Consider the following 16498-nt stretch of genomic DNA (forward strand, 5'->3'; position numbering starts at 1 on the left):
TTTTGATTAAAAGGAGCTTGGAATTTGCAAGACAGCTAATACTTGATAGTTTACAAGATGGAGATGTAGCTATTGATGGTACAGCAGGGAACGGAAATGACACATTGCTACTAGCCAAAGGGGTAGGAGATAAAGGGAAAGTTTTTGCTTTTGACATTCAAAAAGAAGCCCTTGAAAATACATATCAGAGGTTAATCAAACATAACTTAGAACATAGGGTTGTTTTAGTAAACACTGGACACGAAAACATAAAAGAGCATGTTACAGATAAAGTATCTGCAATTATGTTTAATTTTGGATACCTTCCCGGTGGAGATCATGGAATTGTTACTAAACTAGAATCAACCATTCCCGCAATAGAGCAAGGGTTAGAGTTACTTAAAGAAAATGGAGTAATGTCCCTTATGCTTTATCCAGGTCATTATGGTGGGAAATGGGAGACAGATGGGGTTTTAACACTGGTTAAAAATCTAAATCAAAAAATGTATACAGTACTTCATTATAATTTTATAAATCTCCAAAATTTCCCTCCACAACTTTTGGTAATCCAGAAAAAGAAGAATGGTATATAACAAAAAAAAAAATCACCGACCTGTTATATAATACGTAGAATGTATTAAAACAATGGGAAGGTGATATGTATGTTTATAAACTTTAAAGTGATTGATAGTATTTCACTAAAACCCATTAAGGGTTTTAAGATTAAAGTAGAATGTAAAAACTTTGACTCTCAGCATATTGGAGATGGTGATATACTAGTGGGTCTCCCAAAGACCTGTCAAACAATCAACCTAACAATAGATGCGCCACTATACAAAAATATAACCTATAATTTAGATACACGTGAAATTAACAAAAACCTTGTTGTTGGATTAGAGTTTATTGATGTTTTTGAGGAAGAAGTTGTAACTGCCTAAGGGGGGATAGTATGAATTTGCCAAATGTGTTAACTAGTATAAGACTTTTATTGGTACCTATTTATATTAGCTTTCTTCCCAATGTGGTAAATAAACTTTTTTTCTCTTTGGTTATACTAGCACTAGGTGGATTTCTCGATATAGCCGATGGTTATATCGCTAGAAAATACAATCTCATTACAGACTTTGGCAAAATGATGGATCCACTAGCCGATAAGTTATTACTGATAACAATTGCTGGGGGCCTTTGGTTAAATGGTTATATACCCTTTTGGATATTAGTATTTATGGCTATTCGGGAAGGAGTAATGATAGCTGGAGGCGCCATTAGCTATTTATATAAAAAAATAGCCATTCCCGCAAACGCTTTAGGTAAAATAAATACCTGTTATATATACCTGCTGATTATTAGCTATATTTTACAGTGGGAGATAAGGAGTCTTCTAGCCCGTGGATTTGTACTACTTGTTCTTGTAACCACAATAGTATATTCAAATATATTTATAAACAAATTATTTGATAAAAAAACAATGGTAAATTAAAGGGATTTTTAATTTGATTGTCGAAATAATTAAAATACGCCTTGACCTAGGAAAGGCTAGAGCCTTTCCTAAAACTTTATTTCGCAGCTATAAGACAGACGGTGATAGTAGATAGCGAAAGCAACTAACCAACTGTTTTATAATAATAGGCAGTAAAATTACAAAACATATAGGTAATTCATCTAAAAGGAGGTTTATATACTTGGATATTAAGGATTTTCTACAAGTTATAACACAAATGCCTGGGGTATCAGGCTATGAACAAAAAGTAGGATTAAAAATCAATGAGTACTTCCAAAGTTTATGTGATGAATCCAAAATAGACAAGCTTGGAAACGTCATAGGTCTTAAAAAGGGAAGTGGTAACGGCCCTAAAATAATGTTAGCAGGTCATATGGACGAAATTGGACTGATGATAACAAAGATTGAAAAAGGTGGTTTTTTGCGATTTACTCAAGTGGGGGGGATCGATCCAAGAACACTACCTGCACAGGAAGTTACTATCTACGGTACAGAAGAAATTTACGGTATAATAGGTGCAAAACCTCCACATCTAACTGAACCCCATGAAAGAAATAAAGCAATGAAGATGTATGATCTTTTTATTGACACTGGTCTAACTGAGGAAGAGGTTAAAGAAAAAGTATCCGTTGGAGATATAGCCATTGTAAATAGAAATTTTATGGAACTATCAAATGGATATGTAGCTGCTAAGGCCCTTGACGATCGGGCGGGAGTTGCTGTAATTATGGAATGCTTAAAAGAGTTAAAGAAGCTAGTACATACTGCTGATGTTTATGCCGTTGCAACTGTTCAAGAAGAAGTTGGACTTAGGGGAGCTATGGTTAGTAGTTATGGTATAGTCCCTGACATAGGTATAGCCATAGATGTTTGTTTTGGGGACATGCCAGGAGTCAGTGAAGAAAATAGTTCAAAACTAGATGGTGGACCAGCCCTAGCCATGGGACCTAACATACACCCTAAGGTTTTTGAAGGTCTAAAAAACACTGCAGGAGAGTGGAATATTCCAATTCAGCTAGAAACGGCACCAGGACACTCTGGAACAGATGCAGGTGCTATTCAAATAGCTAGGGGCGGCATAGCCACAGCTGTTGTTTCACTTCCAGAAAGATATATGCATACATCTGTAGAAACCCTATCATTAGGAGACATTAAAAAAGCAGGAAGGCTACTAGCCCTTTATATTGCTAGTCTCGATAAAAAGGGATTGGAGGGATTAATATGCTATTAGAAAAACTTTCTAATGCCCACGGTGTAGCTGGTAATGAAATCGGGGTAGCAAAGCTACTTAAAGAATTACTTGCGGAACATGTAGATGAATTTCAAACAGATTATTTGGGTAATTTGATAGCCATAAAAGGTAAAGACAAACCAGGTCCTAAAGTAATGATAGCTGCTCATATGGATGAAGTAGGATTGATGATCACTTCAATTGAACGAAACGGCTTACTTAAGTTTAGACCTGTTGGTGGTGTGGACCCTAGGGTTTTGGTCTCAAAACCCGTTCGCATAGGAGATAACCTTGTAAAAGGAGTTATCGGGGCAAAACCTATCCACTTACAAAGACCTAACGAAAGGGAAGTAGCATTAGGATTTGACCAGCTTTTCATAGATATTGGAGCTAAGTCAGATGATGATGCAAAAAAACAAGTAAAATTAGGGGATTACTGCTCCTTTGAAACAGAATTTAAAAAAATAAATGATACCCTGTGTAAAGGAAAATCCTTTGATGATAGAGTGGGATGTGCATTATTAGCAGACATCTTAAAGGAAGATTACCCATTTCCCCTTTACGGAGTATTTACAGTACAAGAGGAAGTAGGTTTAAGGGGAGCAACGGTAGCTGCATATACAGTAAACCCAGATCTAGCCATTGTTCTAGAAGGAACCTCAGCATCTGATGTACCTGAAAGTGAAGAACATCGTTTTTCCACTCGATTAGGTGGCGGACCTGCATTATCAATTATTGACGCATCAATTATAGTTCAAAAAAATCTTTTAAAGGCTGTTGTAAAAATAGCAGAGAAAAACGAAATCAAATATCAGTATCGTCAAACATCTGTTGGAGGAAATGATGCAGGAAAGATTCATTTGACAAGAGAAGGTATAGACACTTTTACCATCTCAGTTCCCTGTAGATACATCCATTCACCTGTTTCATTTATGAACATAGAGGACTTTAATTCCACTAGGAAACTTATGGGATATATTTTAAAAGAGATTGGCGAAGCTAAGGGAGGTTTAATATAAATGGAGTTATTAAAAAAACTATCTGAGAAATTTGGACCATCGGGACATGAAAAGCCAGTGGCAGACTTTATTATAGAACAAGTGAAACCCCACTGTGACGATGTATTCACTGATAAACTTGGCAATGTAATTGCATACAAAAAAGGTAAGTCCGATAAAAAAATCATGTATGCTGGACACATGGACGAAATCGGTTTGCTAATTACTTATATTGAAAAAGAAGGATTTCTAAGATTTACCAATATAGGTGGTGTATCACCATATGTACTATTAGGTCAAAGAGTTCAACTTGACTGTGGCGCCATAGGCGTTGTTTCCAGCGAAAAACTAGATGACATATCAAAACTTAAACTAGAAAAAATGTATATAGATATTGGTGTGAATACTAAAGAAGAAGCTGAGGAAAAAATATCCATAGGAGAAGTGGCTGTCATTAAAAGAGATTTCTTCCTTAATGGGGATAAAGCAGTGGGAAAAGCTTTAGATGATAGAGCAGGATGTTGGGTGCTTATAGAAGCCCTTAAAGAAATTGAAAATCCCGAACATAATCTTTATTTTGTATTTACAGTACAAGAAGAGGTTGGCTTAAGGGGGGCAAAAACTGCTGCGTATAGAATCGATCCAGACTTAGCTATAGCAGTGGATGTAACAGCTGTGGGGGATACACCTAACTCACACAGAATGGCTGTAGAACTAGGAAAAGGGCCCGCCATAAAAGTGAAAGACCTATCAATCATGGTTCACCCTGTTGTTAAAAATATGTTAGTACAAAAAGCAAAATCTTTAAGAATTCCATACCAACTGGAAGTACTAGAGTTCGGTGGAACTGACTCTGGGGCAATACATGTATCCAGAGAAGGTGTATGGGCTGGAGTAGTATCAATTCCTTGCCGTTATATCCACACACCATCAGAAATGGTGAGTAAATCGGACTTAGAAAACGCAGTAAAATTAATAGTAGCATCAACTGAGTTTGAGTTTTAAAAATAGACTTATTAGTTAATATAGTTGCCTGTTGTTAGAAGAGGATTACTTTAGATGCTAGTCAAAACATTAATAGCAGACAATACAAAAGCCACGCGCTCCGCGTGGCTTTAACTAACAACTACATACTAATAATTGATTCCATTAGCCCTTACTTAGTACCCAATTATAGTTAAGGAATCTAAATGGTCTAGCATATGGACGCTGTTATTTATAATCCTTTGATATGTTATTTCAAAAGTATTTTCTACTTTGGACTTTGAATATTTGATTATGGGAACCATAATTATACCGTGCTTTATTTCCTTGGACTCTAACTGTTTAAATAAAGCTAACCACACCTTGCTATATAAGTTGCTTTTCTCTATTTCGATACCTATTTTTTCGTGAGGATGGTAGAAATCAACCTCGAATAGACTCCCCTTTTTAAATAAAGGATAGGTATCGTTTGTCACAGAATGCATAAAGCCCAACTGACCTAAATCTTTTTTTAATAATAGTTCTATTTTCTTGCTTTTTTCATTCTTGGTATCTCGCAAATGAATGATTTTGTCTTTATGCTTTGCCAAAACTGTATTTAGTTGGTATAATTTATTTTTAGATAAATTATTGTCGCGTATCTGATATGTTTTAGGATACATTAATATTCACCTGACTTAGGAGGATTGGTATTTATGAATATTGCATTAGTTGCCCACGATAGGAAAAAGGAGTCAATGATTAATTTCTGTATAGCTTACAAAGATATATTTGCCAAAAACACACTTTTTGCCACAGGGACTACTGGTACTAAAATAATGGAAGCTACAGGTTTAACAATACATAGATTTTTATCGGGCCCATTAGGTGGAGATCAGCAAATTGGTGCAAAGATTGCTGAAGACAATATGGATTTAGTTATTTTTTTTAGGGACCCCTTAATGGCTCAACCCCACGAGCCTGATATAACAGCCCTTTTAAGATTGTGTGATGTTCACAATATACCTGTGGCTACAAATATGGCTACTGCAGAGGTTTTGCTTAAAGGTTTGCAAAGGGGAGATCTAAACTGGAGACTAAAATAAGAAGCATCTTATAATAGTATTCCGAGAAAATGTATTTAATAATCATATGGTTAATTTAACAATCACATTATAGTCTAAAAAAATAGATATACCAAGTCAGATTTGGGGAAAATATAGTGAAATCATATAATTAATTACATAGCTATACGAAAATGAGTATTTTTTAAAAACGGAAGGCGGGAAAGTATGGAAAAATACAAAAATATTATCTGTGAGATATTAGAGCAAAAGGTAGGCTTACCTAAAGAGGAGACCCTTTCGCTCATTGAACAGCCAGATAAGAAGGGCTATGGTGACTTAGCTTTTCCAACATTTGTTCTAGCAAAAACTTTAAAGAAAGCTCCACCTATTATTGCTAGTGAACTGGTTAAAACCATAGAAACACCACAAGAATTTAGTAAGATTGAGAGTGTAGGACCATATATTAATTTTTACATTAACTCTGAGAAGTTGATGGAGCATACCATATCAGAAATAAAAGAAAAAGGCGACCTTTACGGAAGTTCTGACCTAGGAGAAGGAAAAACTGTTATTATAGATTTTTCTTCACCTAATATAGCAAAACCCTTTGGTATAGGGCATTTAAGAACTACGGTAATAGGAAATAGTCTCTATAAAATACATAAATTTTTGGGATATAATGTAGTGGGCATCAATCACATAGGTGATTGGGGAACTCAATTTGGCAAAGTCATAGTAGCATTTGATAAATGGGGAGACTCTAACAGACTTAAAAACGAAAAAGAACCTGTAAAATACCTATATGAGCTATATGTAAAATTTCATGAAGAGGCTGAAAAAGACCCCAGTCTTGACGATGAAGCACGGGCTACTTTCAAAGACCTTGAAAATGGCGATGAAGATAAAATGGCAAAGTGGGCCATGTTTAAAGAAATTAGCTTAAATGAACTTAAAAGAATTTACAAAATTTTAGGTGTGGAATTTGACAGTTACAACGGGGAACAGTTTTATAACGATCTTATCCCTGAAACCATAGAAACACTGATCAGTAAAGGGATTACGGAAATTAGTGAAGGGGCATTGATAGTAAATCTTGAAAAATTTGATATGCCACCAGTACTGCTTAGGAAAAAAGATGGTGCAACATTATATGCTACAAGGGATGTATGTGCAGCTATTTATAGATACGAACAATATAAATTTGATAAAATGCTTTATGTAGTGGGAGCAGAACAATCATTACATTTTAAACAGATATTTAAAACATTAGCAATCGCAGGATTTGAATACAGTGATAAATGTGAGCATGTACCCTTTGGCCTATTTAGGTTTCAAGAAGGTAAGATGTCCACTCGAAAAGGTAATCTGATATTTTTAGATGACGTAATTAAAAATGCTATTGACTTAACAAAAGAAATCATTGAACAAAAAAACCCAAACTTAGCTAACAAAGAAGATGTTAGTAGACAAGTAGCCATAGGGGCTATAATATTCGGAGATCTAACAAACGATAGAATTAAAAACGTTATCTTCGACTGGGAAAAAATTCTTGATTTCAATGGTGAGACTGCTCCATATGTGCAATACTCACACGCCCGTATTTCTAGTATTATTCGTAAAAGCGAAGCCAATGAAGTTAGCCCAGACTACTCATTATTAAATACAGAATACGAGGAGGCATTAGCTAAAAAGCTAGCCCAATTCCCAGATATAGTCAAGGAAAGTATTGATGGCTATAGACCGTCTGTTATAGCAAGATACCTGATAACAGTGTCAAGGGAATTTAATAGGTTTTACCATAACTGTCCTATAAATAAAGAGGAAAATGAAAGTATAAGCAAGGGACGATTATTACTTTCCCAAGCTACAGCACAGATAATTAAAAATGGTCTACGACTACTTGGGATAGATGCACCAGAAGAAATGTAGATTATCATAAATATAGGAATCCGAGAGATTCTGTGTTATAATAAATTAGGAGGTGGTAGTATGTCAGAGTTTGAAAAAGATAACAGGGACGTATCACTTAAAAGAGCTGCAGAACTTAAATCTAGAATTCAAGATTACTTAGATGTAAAAGACACGATCCCAGTAGGTTACAAAATACAAGATGAATATAACCTACAAAAAGAAAAACTTTTAGAAATACTAGGGGGAACACCGGAGGATTGGGACAACTGGAAATGGCAAATTAAAAACAGAATAAATGACGTTAATATACTTGCGCAAATTATTGATCTAACTGACCAAGAGGTAGAAGATATTAAAAGAGCAGGGGCAGAAAACAGATGGGCTATCTCTCCATATTATGCTGCACTAATGTCAAAAACTGATCCTAATTGTCCTGTTAGATTACAGTCCATACCCCAGCTTGCTGAAGTACTAGACGATTCTGGACATTCAGACCCAATGGGAGAGAAGTTTACGAACCCAGCGGAGGGGATAACTAGAAGGTACCCAGACAGATTAATAATTAATGTTACTAACCAATGTGCAATGTACTGTAGACATTGCCAAAGGCGTAGGAATATAGGGGAAATAGATAAAAATATCCCTAAAAGTCATCTGCAAGAGGCTGTGGATTACATTAGAGCTAATCCGGAGATCCGCGATGTTCTTATAACTGGTGGAGACTCCTTAATGCTTGCTGATAGTACATTGGACTGGCTATTGGGAGAGCTAAATAGTATCGAACATGTGGAAATTAAAAGACTTGGCACTAGGGCATTGGTAACAATTCCACAGAGAATCACTCAAGAGTTATGTGATATATTAGATAGGCACGCGCCTGTTTATTTAAACACACAGTTTAATCATTCAAAAGAGATTACCTCAGAAGTGAAAAAAGCTACTAATATGCTGGCAAAAGCAGGAGTGGTTATGGGCAACCAAGCAGTACTTTTAAATCATATCAATAACGATGCCCATGTTATGAAAAAATTAAATCATGAATTGTTAAAAGTTAGAATTAGGCCATACTATATCTTCCATGCCAAAAGTGTACAAGGTACTTCACACTTCATGACTAAATTAGAAGATGGCCTTGAAATCATGGAAAAATTAAGGGGATATACCAGTGGATTAGCTATACCTACTTATATAGTTAATGCACCAAAAGGTTATGGAAAAACCCCTATGCTTCCTAACTACTTATTAGAACAAGAGAATGATCATATAAAAATTAGAACTTGGGAAAACAGAGAAATGGTTTATAAATACGAAGATTAAAAAAGTGGCTTACGCCACTTTTTTTATTTTTGTATTCAATTATTTCTTTGAAAACGAAACTAATAATTATTAAACTTTTGCAGGAATTATGAATAAATAGTAGAATTTACCTTAAGGAGGGGGGAAGGATATGAATCAAAAGGAACAACTTATGCTTCTTTTATGTTATGTACCAGGCATCGGAGGCAGGAAGACTGACTATGTTTTAAACCTAGTTTCTTCCGTAGAAGAGCTTAAGGAAAAGTACGACCAGGTATGTACAAATTTAAAGCTAGAAAAAAGTATAGTGCAAAATTTCAGAATAATTATGAATAATTTTAACATAGAGGAAACTATACTTAAATATAAAGAAAAAAATGTCATGATAATAACAAAGGAAAATAACCTATATCCCCAAAGCCTTAAAGAAATATATGATCCACCACCAGTGCTATTTTGTAAAGGTAACATAGAACTATTTCAAAATAATACACTGGCCATAGTTGGAGCTAGGAAAGCCACATGGTATGGGAAGAATATAGCTAAAGAAATGGGTGAATACCTAAGTGTAAGTGGTTTTACAGTAGCTAGTGGGATGGCAAGGGGAATAGATGCCAGTGCACATACTGGAGCACTTAGAGGTAAAGGAAGCTCCATTGGAGTATTAGGCTGCGGATTAGACATAATTTACCCTAGGCAAAATCAAGAGATATACTCAACAATGGAGGAAAATGGACTCCTAATAAGTGCATATCCCTTAGGAACTCAGCCTGTGGCTGCCCATTTTCCAGCTAGAAATAGAATAATAAGTGGTCTTTCTAAAGGGGTAATAGTGGTTGAGGCTGAAGAAAGAAGTGGCGCTCTAATAACCGCTGACTTCGCAATGGAACAAGGAAGAGATGTATTTGCAGTACCAGGCAATATAAATAGCATGCTAAGTCGAGGAACAAATAAATTAATCAGAGAGGGGGCAATAGCTGTAACAAGCTACCCTGATATTTTAGAAGAATACAACTTTCAAAGTCAAAGAAGTGAAGGGAAAAATGTTATTTCAGATGTTATAAACTTATCAGATGTGGAAGAAAATATTCTTAAGAATTTACAAGGACAAATGGTATCGTTAGAATATCTACTACTAACCACAGGGATAGGTATTTCAGAACTTTTAGCTAATCTTATTACACTAGAGATAAAAGGGCTCATTAAAAAAGCAGGAAATCAAATGTATCAGCCCTTGGGAAAAGTTGACTTTTAGCTAAAAATTACATAAAATGAGGAAGTCACTTTTTAGGAGGTTTTTTATGAATTTAGTAATAGTGGAATCACCATCAAAAGCAAAAACAATAAACAAATTCCTTGGTAAAAATTACAAGGTTGATGCATCAATGGGCCATATAATTGATTTGCCAAAGAGTCAACTGGGAGTAGACTTAGAAAACTTTGAAGTAAAATATATAACTATACGTGGTAAGGGTAAAATACTACAAGAACTTAAAAAAGCTGGGAATAAGGCTAGTAAAATATATCTCGCAACAGACCCTGATAGGGAAGGGGAAGCAATTTCTTGGCACCTAGCAAATAGCCTAGGTATAGATGGCACACAACAGTGTCGAGTTGTTTTTAATGAGATTACTAAAAATGCCATAAAAGATGCTTTTAAAAAGCCACGCCCTATAGATAAGCAATTAGTTGATGCACAACAAGCTAGAAGGATATTAGATAGAATCGTGGGTTACAAAATTAGCCCTATACTATGGAGGAAAGTTAAAAAAGGATTAAGTGCTGGTAGGGTTCAATCGGTAGCTGTAAGATTGATTGTTGATAGGGAAAGGGAAATTAATGAATTTATCCCTAAGGAATACTGGTCTTTACAGGTTGAATTAAATAGCAAAGATAAAGATATTCTTTTGCCAAAGCTAATTACATACAAGGGTGAAAAAATAGAAATATCCACTGAATCAGAAATAAATAATGTAATTTCTCAGCTTGATAAGGGTGAATTTACAGTAAGTAACGTTAAAACGTCGGAAAGACAAAAACATCCTGCACCACCATTTACCACAAGTAATTTACAACAAGAAGCAGCTAGAAAACTTAATTTTACACCTAAGAAAACAATGATGGTTGCACAACAATTATACGAGGGAATAAAATTAGGTAAAAAAGGTTCAGTTGGTCTAGTTACTTACATAAGAACTGACTCCACTAGATTATCCGATGATTTTATCACCAGTTTAAGGGATATGATAGATTCTCAATATGGTACGAAGTATCTTCATAAAGAAATTCGTGCATTTAAAAATAAGAAAAATGCCCAAGAGGCCCATGAAGCCATTAGACCTACAGAAATAACAAACGACCCTGAGTCCATAAAAGAATTTCTATCAAAAGAGCAATACAAGCTTTATAAACTTATATGGTTAAGAACCATTGCATCACAGATGGCCTCGGCAGTTTATAATGTACTGACAATTGATATAAAAAATGGTGATTATGTATTTAGGCAAACGGGTTCTACAATTAAGTTCACTGGTTTTACCGAAGTATACTTAGAAGGTAAAGACGAAATAGAAGAAGAGGAACAAATTTTCAAAGGTAATGTTTCCCAAGGAGAATTACTTAAACTCTTAAATTACCATCCAAAACAACATTTCACGCAGCCTCCTCCAAGATTTTCAGAGGCAATGTTAGTAAAGGTCCTTGAAGAAAAAGGGATAGGCAGGCCAAGTACCTATGCACCCATAATAGATACAATCTCTGCCAGGGGTTATGTAATAAAGGATAAGAAGGTATTTATACCAACAGAACTAGGGGAAATAGTGACAGATTTGATGCTAGAGCACTTCCCGCAGATAGTAGACATATCCTTTACAGCTGAGATGGAGGACAAATTAGATAAAGTGGAAGAAGGGGAAACCTCATGGGAAGATCTTTTAAAAGATTTTTATAAAACATTTAAGATTGACCTAGAAAAAGCTGAAGAAAATATCCCCCAGGTGGAAATAAAGGATGTTGAAAGTGACGTTGTATGCGAGAAATGTGGAAGAAATATGGTATACAAGCTTGGGCGCTTTGGGAAGTTCTTAGCTTGCCCAGGATTTCCAGAATGCAGAAATACAAAAGCGTTAGTGGAAGAATTGGATATCCAATGTCCTAAGTGTAAAAAAGGAAAAGTGGTTATTAGAAAAACAAAAAAAGGAAGAAAGTTCTTCGGCTGTTCCACCTATCCTGATTGCGAATTCCAATCATGGGATCAACCAATTGGAGAGCAGTGTCCAAATTGTAACGAATTTTTAGTGGAAAAAGGTAGAGAAAACAATAAAAAAATTATCTGTAGTGATTCAAAATGTGGCTATGTAAAAGACAGGAGTTGAAAAAGTGGATAAAGTAATTGTAATCGGAGCAGGATTAGCAGGATGCGAATGTGCTTGGCAATTAGCTAATAATAACTATCAAGTTGATTTATATGAAATGAGGCCTAAAAAAAGTACACCGGCGCACCATAGTGATTTATTTGGAGAGCTGGTCTGCAGTAATTCATTGAGGGCAGCAAGTCCTACAAATGCAGTGGGACTATTAAAGGAAGAATTAAGACAATTAAACTCTCTTTTAATAGAGTGTGCAGATAAAACAAAGGTTCCTGCTGGTGGAGCCCTTGCAGTTGATCGTACTCTATTTGGTGAAGAAATAACAGCACGGATTAAGTCTCATCCTAACATAACGGTTATAAATGAAGAAGTTAAAAATTTAGACTTTGATACCAAAGTTGTTGTAGCCAGCGGCCCCCTTACGTCAGGTGAATTGGCTGAAACAATAAAACAACTTACTGGAAGCGAATATCTTTACTTCTACGACGCAGCAGCACCTATTGTAACAAAGGAATCGATAAATATGGATGTAGCCTTTCACGCATCTCGATATGGGAAAGGTGAAGGAGAGTATGTCAATTGTCCCATGACAAAGGAACAGTATACTACTTTTTACTCAGAACTTGTCAGGGCAGAAGTAGTACCAGTTAAGGAATTTGAGAAGGAGATTTATTTTGAAGGATGTATGCCTGTGGAGGAAATGGCTAGAAGGGGTGAACAGACTTTAACCTTTGGGCCATTGAAACCAGTGGGCTTAGAAGATCCTATTACAAACGAAAGATACCACGCAGTTGTTCAGTTGAGACAAGACAATAAAGAAGGAACTTTATATAATTTAGTAGGATTTCAAACCCATCTAAAGTGGGGAGAGCAAAAACGTATCTTTAGTATGATACCTGGGTTAGAAAATGCTGAGTTTGTTAGATTCGGGGTAATGCATAGAAACACCTACATAAATTCGCCAGAAGTTTTAAATGACAAGCTACAACTAAAAAGTAACCCTAAGATATCTTTCGCAGGACAAATAACTGGCTCAGAAGGATATGTAGAAGCAATGGCTACTGGAATGGCAGCGGCATATGGTATCATCCATGACAAAGCTTTTCCCAGGGAAACAGCCATAGGCTCATTAGTCAATTATGTATCAGAAAGCTCTAGTAAAAACTTTCAACCTATGAACATAAATTTCGGTCTATTTATACCACCGGAAAAGAAAATACGTGACAAAAAACAAAAATATGAGTACTATAAGGATAGAGCCCTAGATACAATTATAAATTTTATGAAAAATATATAATATTTGTCTTGCTAAATAAAAATACCTTTGCTATTATATTAAAGGTGGGGATTCCATGGAGAAATTAGATAGATTAGTAGAGGATTTCTTACAATCTTACGCTGTAGAAAAAAATTGCTCCCATCATACCATTACAAATTACAAAGCAGATCTTGTACAATTCCAATTATTTTTAGCACAAAATCACAGAGAAAATCTTAGCATTATATATCAAGACCTAGAAGAAGACTCAACTGAAGAGCAAAAAAGTGGAGACTCGACGCAGCTAAAAGATCATTTAATAATCAGAAGATATTTAGCATACTTACAAGGTTGTAATTACGCAAAAAAAACCATAACTAGAAAACTTTCTACCATAAGGTCATTTTACAGGTTCTTAACTAAATTTAACTATTTAGAAAATAACCCCATATCAAAAATTCACACACCGAAAAGCGAAAAAAAACTGCCAAAGTTTTTGTATAAAGATCAGATGAAAGATTTGATAGAAAGCCCAGACTTGACAGACAAATTAGGTTTAAGAGATAGGGCAATAATGGAACTTTTATATTCATCTGGCATTAGGGTAAGTGAACTAGTAGGTATCCAACTAAAAGACCTGCAATTATCAAGAGGTCTTATTTTAGTTACTGGTAAGGGTAGTAAAGAAAGATATGTGCCTATAGGTAGTATTGCTTGTGATTATATAATTCGCTACATTGACTTATCTCGTGGGACATTAACTAAAAATAAAAAACATTCATATCTATTTGTCAATAAATTTGGAGATGCTATTACTGATAGAAGTGTGAGAAGAATTATAGATAAATATATGCATATAGCATCCATTAAACTCAAGATTTCTCCACATACTTTCAGACACACATTTGCTACACATTTACTAGACAACGGAGCTGATTTAAGGGCTGTGCAAGAAATGTTAGGCCATGTAAATATTAAAACTACACAAATCTATACCCACATAACCAAAGACAAACTAAAAAATATTTACATGTCCACACATCCACGAGCTTAAAAATAAGCTGCTTTACTACATCATGAAAAAGACATAATTTAAAACACAGAAATAGGAGGAAAAGAAATGAAAGAATTACTAAGCAAGACAAGAAGGATTAATAAACTTTTACAAAGAAACAATGGACAAACAGTTGACTTTAGTGAGATGGCCGAGGTATTGAAGGATATTATCTCTGCTAATGTATATGTAGCAAGCAGAAAAGGGAAAATCCTAGGCTCTGCTACTGTAAAGGATTTTGAATGTGAGATAATGAAAAGTGAAGTTCTACCTACAGGTAAATTCCCTGAGGAGTATAACGAACAACTTTTAAAGGTATCTGAAACATCGCAAAATATTAAAGCAAAAAATATTTGTGTTTTCGGCAGTGAAGAAAAATGCCTTTTTGAGAACAACATTACAACTATTGTTCCCATAATAGGAAGTGGAGAAAGACTGGGGACTCTAGTTTTAGCAAGATTTGCAGATGAGTTTTTAGATCAAGACTTAATCCTAGCTGAATACGGTGCTGCTGTTGTGGGAATGGAAATAATCAGAGCTAAAACAACAGAGGTTGAGGAAGAAGCAAGGAATAAAGCTATTGTTCAACTTGCAATCGGAACATTATCATACTCTGAGCTTGAGGCAATTGAACATATCTTTGAAGAACTAAATGGGACCGAAGGCCTACTAGTAGCAAGTAAAGTGGCTGATAGAGTTGGAATTACTCGTTCTGTGATAGTTAATGCATTAAGAAAATTTGAAAGTGCTGGTGTAATTGAGTCCCGTTCATTGGGAATGAAAGGTACTTACATTAAAATCAAAAATGAGAAATTATTGGAAGAACTGAAAAAATTAAGAAGCTAAATATCTCGAACCGTTTGAAAGAGGGGGTTTTACCCCTCTTTTTCTTTTGTGTAAGACTAAAGTATTAATAGTTTATATGTGAGAAAAAAGAAGGATTTTGACGTAAAAACTCGAATAATAAATAGATGGAAAAACGAGATCTATTTTAAGAGGTGGAAAAATGAGTAATTTATTTTCAAGTACTATCTACAATGTATTGGAAAAGTCCATTGATGGGGCAACACTGAGGCACCAAGTACTATCTAATAACATGGCAAACATTGATACACCAGGATTTAAACGTAGTGATGTAGAATTTAAGTCTGTTCTTAGACAGACCCTTAACGAACAAGGTATAAAGGGAAACTTAACTCACAACAAACACATCCCCATTGGAAGAAGGAATCTCGACAAACTATCGGCCACTGTAATAAGAGATAACAGCACATCCATGAGGCCCGATGGTAATAATGTGGATGTAGAGCTAGAGAGTGCGGAAATGGCGAAAAACACACTTTACCACTCTGCTATGACTCAACAGTTGACAGCTAAATATAACACACTAAAATCCGTAATTAACGAAGGGAGGAGATAAATATGTCCTTATTTAACACTATAAACACCAGTGCATCTGGTCTGACCGCACAACGTTTAAAGCTAGATGTGATATCAGAAAACATAGCTAATGTAAATACAACTAGGACAAGCTCTGGAGACCCATATCGTAAGAAAAACGTTGTCCTTGCAGCAAGGGACACAGATAATTTTGATAAATTTTTTAAAAGTAGTCTGTTAAAAAAAAGTAACACCCAAAAAGGTGTGAAAGCTGTGGCCATCGTTGAGGATGAAAGCCCTTTTTTAGAAGTATATCAGCCTGGACACCCTGATGCCGATGAAAATGGCATAGTTAGGATGCCAAATGTAGAGATAGTTGAGGAAATGGTTAATATGATTTCCGCAAGTCGTGCTTATGAAGCTAACATAACAGCACTTAACAACACGAAATCGATGATTCTAAAGTCCTTAGAAATTGGTAGATAGGAGGCA

Annotated in this window: 17 protein-coding genes; 16 read left to right on the plus strand and 1 reads right to left on the minus strand. The window is 35.3% G+C overall.

What is annotated here, in order from left to right:
- Positions 1–2 precede the first annotated feature (2 nt).
- From mnmM to HYG86_RS17270, 6 genes are all read left to right on the plus strand, one after another.
- Entirely contained in the window at positions 3–572 is a 570-nt protein-coding gene (gene mnmM, locus HYG86_RS17245) for a tRNA 5-(aminomethyl)-2-thiouridylate-methyltransferase MnmM (protein WP_213166788.1), read from the plus strand.
- A 69-nt stretch (positions 573–641) separates the two neighbouring features.
- Entirely contained in the window at positions 642–917 is a 276-nt protein-coding gene (locus HYG86_RS17250; protein WP_213166789.1) for a hypothetical protein, read from the plus strand.
- An 11-nt stretch (positions 918–928) separates the two neighbouring features.
- Positions 929–1459, plus strand: a complete 531-nt coding sequence (locus tag HYG86_RS17255; RefSeq protein WP_213166790.1) for a CDP-alcohol phosphatidyltransferase family protein — start codon at positions 929–931, stop codon at positions 1457–1459.
- A gap of 202 nt (positions 1460–1661) precedes the next feature.
- Complete coding sequence (locus tag HYG86_RS17260) at positions 1662–2711, plus strand: M42 family metallopeptidase (RefSeq protein ID WP_213166791.1); 1050 nt, start codon at positions 1662–1664, stop codon at positions 2709–2711.
- Complete coding sequence (locus HYG86_RS17265; protein ID WP_213166792.1) at positions 2702–3730, plus strand: M42 family metallopeptidase; 1029 nt, start codon at positions 2702–2704, stop codon at positions 3728–3730. The genes HYG86_RS17260 and HYG86_RS17265 overlap by 10 nt, the downstream gene beginning before the upstream one ends.
- Positions 3731–4714: a M42 family metallopeptidase gene (locus tag HYG86_RS17270; RefSeq protein ID WP_213166793.1), complete on the plus strand. Its 984-nt coding sequence runs from the start codon at positions 3731–3733 to the stop codon at positions 4712–4714. It begins immediately after the preceding gene.
- Positions 4715–4869: 155 nt separating this feature from the next.
- Here HYG86_RS17270 and HYG86_RS17275 read toward each other — a convergent pair whose 3' ends face one another.
- Positions 4870–5355, minus strand: coding sequence for a hypothetical protein (locus HYG86_RS17275; protein WP_213166794.1), 486 nt, complete (start codon positions 5353–5355; stop codon positions 4870–4872).
- Positions 5356–5388: 33 nt separating this feature from the next.
- Between HYG86_RS17275 and mgsA the strand changes: the two genes are divergently transcribed.
- The 10 genes from mgsA to flgC all read left to right on the plus strand — a co-directional run bounded on the left by mgsA (position 5389) and on the right by flgC (position 16492).
- Positions 5389–5778 carry a methylglyoxal synthase gene (gene mgsA / locus HYG86_RS17280; RefSeq protein WP_213166795.1) on the plus strand — a complete coding sequence of 130 codons (390 nt, stop codon included), beginning with the start codon at positions 5389–5391 and terminating at the stop codon, positions 5776–5778.
- Positions 5779–5964: 186 nt separating this feature from the next.
- Positions 5965–7668, plus strand: a complete 1704-nt coding sequence (argS, locus tag HYG86_RS17285) for an arginine--tRNA ligase (RefSeq protein WP_213166796.1) — start codon at positions 5965–5967, stop codon at positions 7666–7668.
- Between the two features lie 60 nt (positions 7669–7728).
- Entirely contained in the window at positions 7729–8967 is a 1239-nt protein-coding gene (gene eam / locus HYG86_RS17290) for a glutamate 2,3-aminomutase (protein ID WP_213166797.1), read from the plus strand.
- A gap of 130 nt (positions 8968–9097) precedes the next feature.
- Positions 9098–10201, plus strand: a complete 1104-nt coding sequence (gene dprA, locus HYG86_RS17295) for a DNA-processing protein DprA (protein WP_213166798.1) — start codon at positions 9098–9100, stop codon at positions 10199–10201.
- Between the two features lie 46 nt (positions 10202–10247).
- Entirely contained in the window at positions 10248–12320 is a 2073-nt protein-coding gene (gene topA, locus HYG86_RS17300) for a type I DNA topoisomerase (RefSeq protein WP_213166799.1), read from the plus strand.
- Between the two features lie 4 nt (positions 12321–12324).
- Positions 12325–13611: a methylenetetrahydrofolate--tRNA-(uracil(54)-C(5))-methyltransferase (FADH(2)-oxidizing) TrmFO gene (gene trmFO, locus HYG86_RS17305; protein WP_213166800.1), complete on the plus strand. Its 1287-nt coding sequence runs from the start codon at positions 12325–12327 to the stop codon at positions 13609–13611.
- 55 nt (positions 13612–13666) lie between these two features.
- Positions 13667–14626, plus strand: coding sequence for a tyrosine recombinase XerC (gene xerC / locus HYG86_RS17310; protein WP_213166801.1), 960 nt, complete (start codon positions 13667–13669; stop codon positions 14624–14626).
- A 66-nt stretch (positions 14627–14692) separates the two neighbouring features.
- Entirely contained in the window at positions 14693–15472 is a 780-nt protein-coding gene (gene codY / locus HYG86_RS17315) for a GTP-sensing pleiotropic transcriptional regulator CodY (protein ID WP_213166802.1), read from the plus strand.
- Between the two features lie 160 nt (positions 15473–15632).
- Positions 15633–16046 (plus strand): flagellar basal body rod protein FlgB, encoded by a 414-nt coding sequence (gene flgB / locus HYG86_RS17320; RefSeq protein ID WP_213166803.1) that lies wholly within the window; start codon positions 15633–15635, stop codon positions 16044–16046.
- Between the two features lie 2 nt (positions 16047–16048).
- Positions 16049–16492, plus strand: a complete 444-nt coding sequence (flgC, locus tag HYG86_RS17325) for a flagellar basal body rod protein FlgC (RefSeq protein WP_213166804.1) — start codon at positions 16049–16051, stop codon at positions 16490–16492.
- Positions 16493–16498: the final 6 nt, after the last annotated feature.

Source organism: Alkalicella caledoniensis (genome assembly GCF_014467015.1).
Taxonomy (GTDB): Bacteria; Bacillota; Proteinivoracia; order Proteinivoracales; family Proteinivoracaceae; genus Alkalicella; species Alkalicella caledoniensis.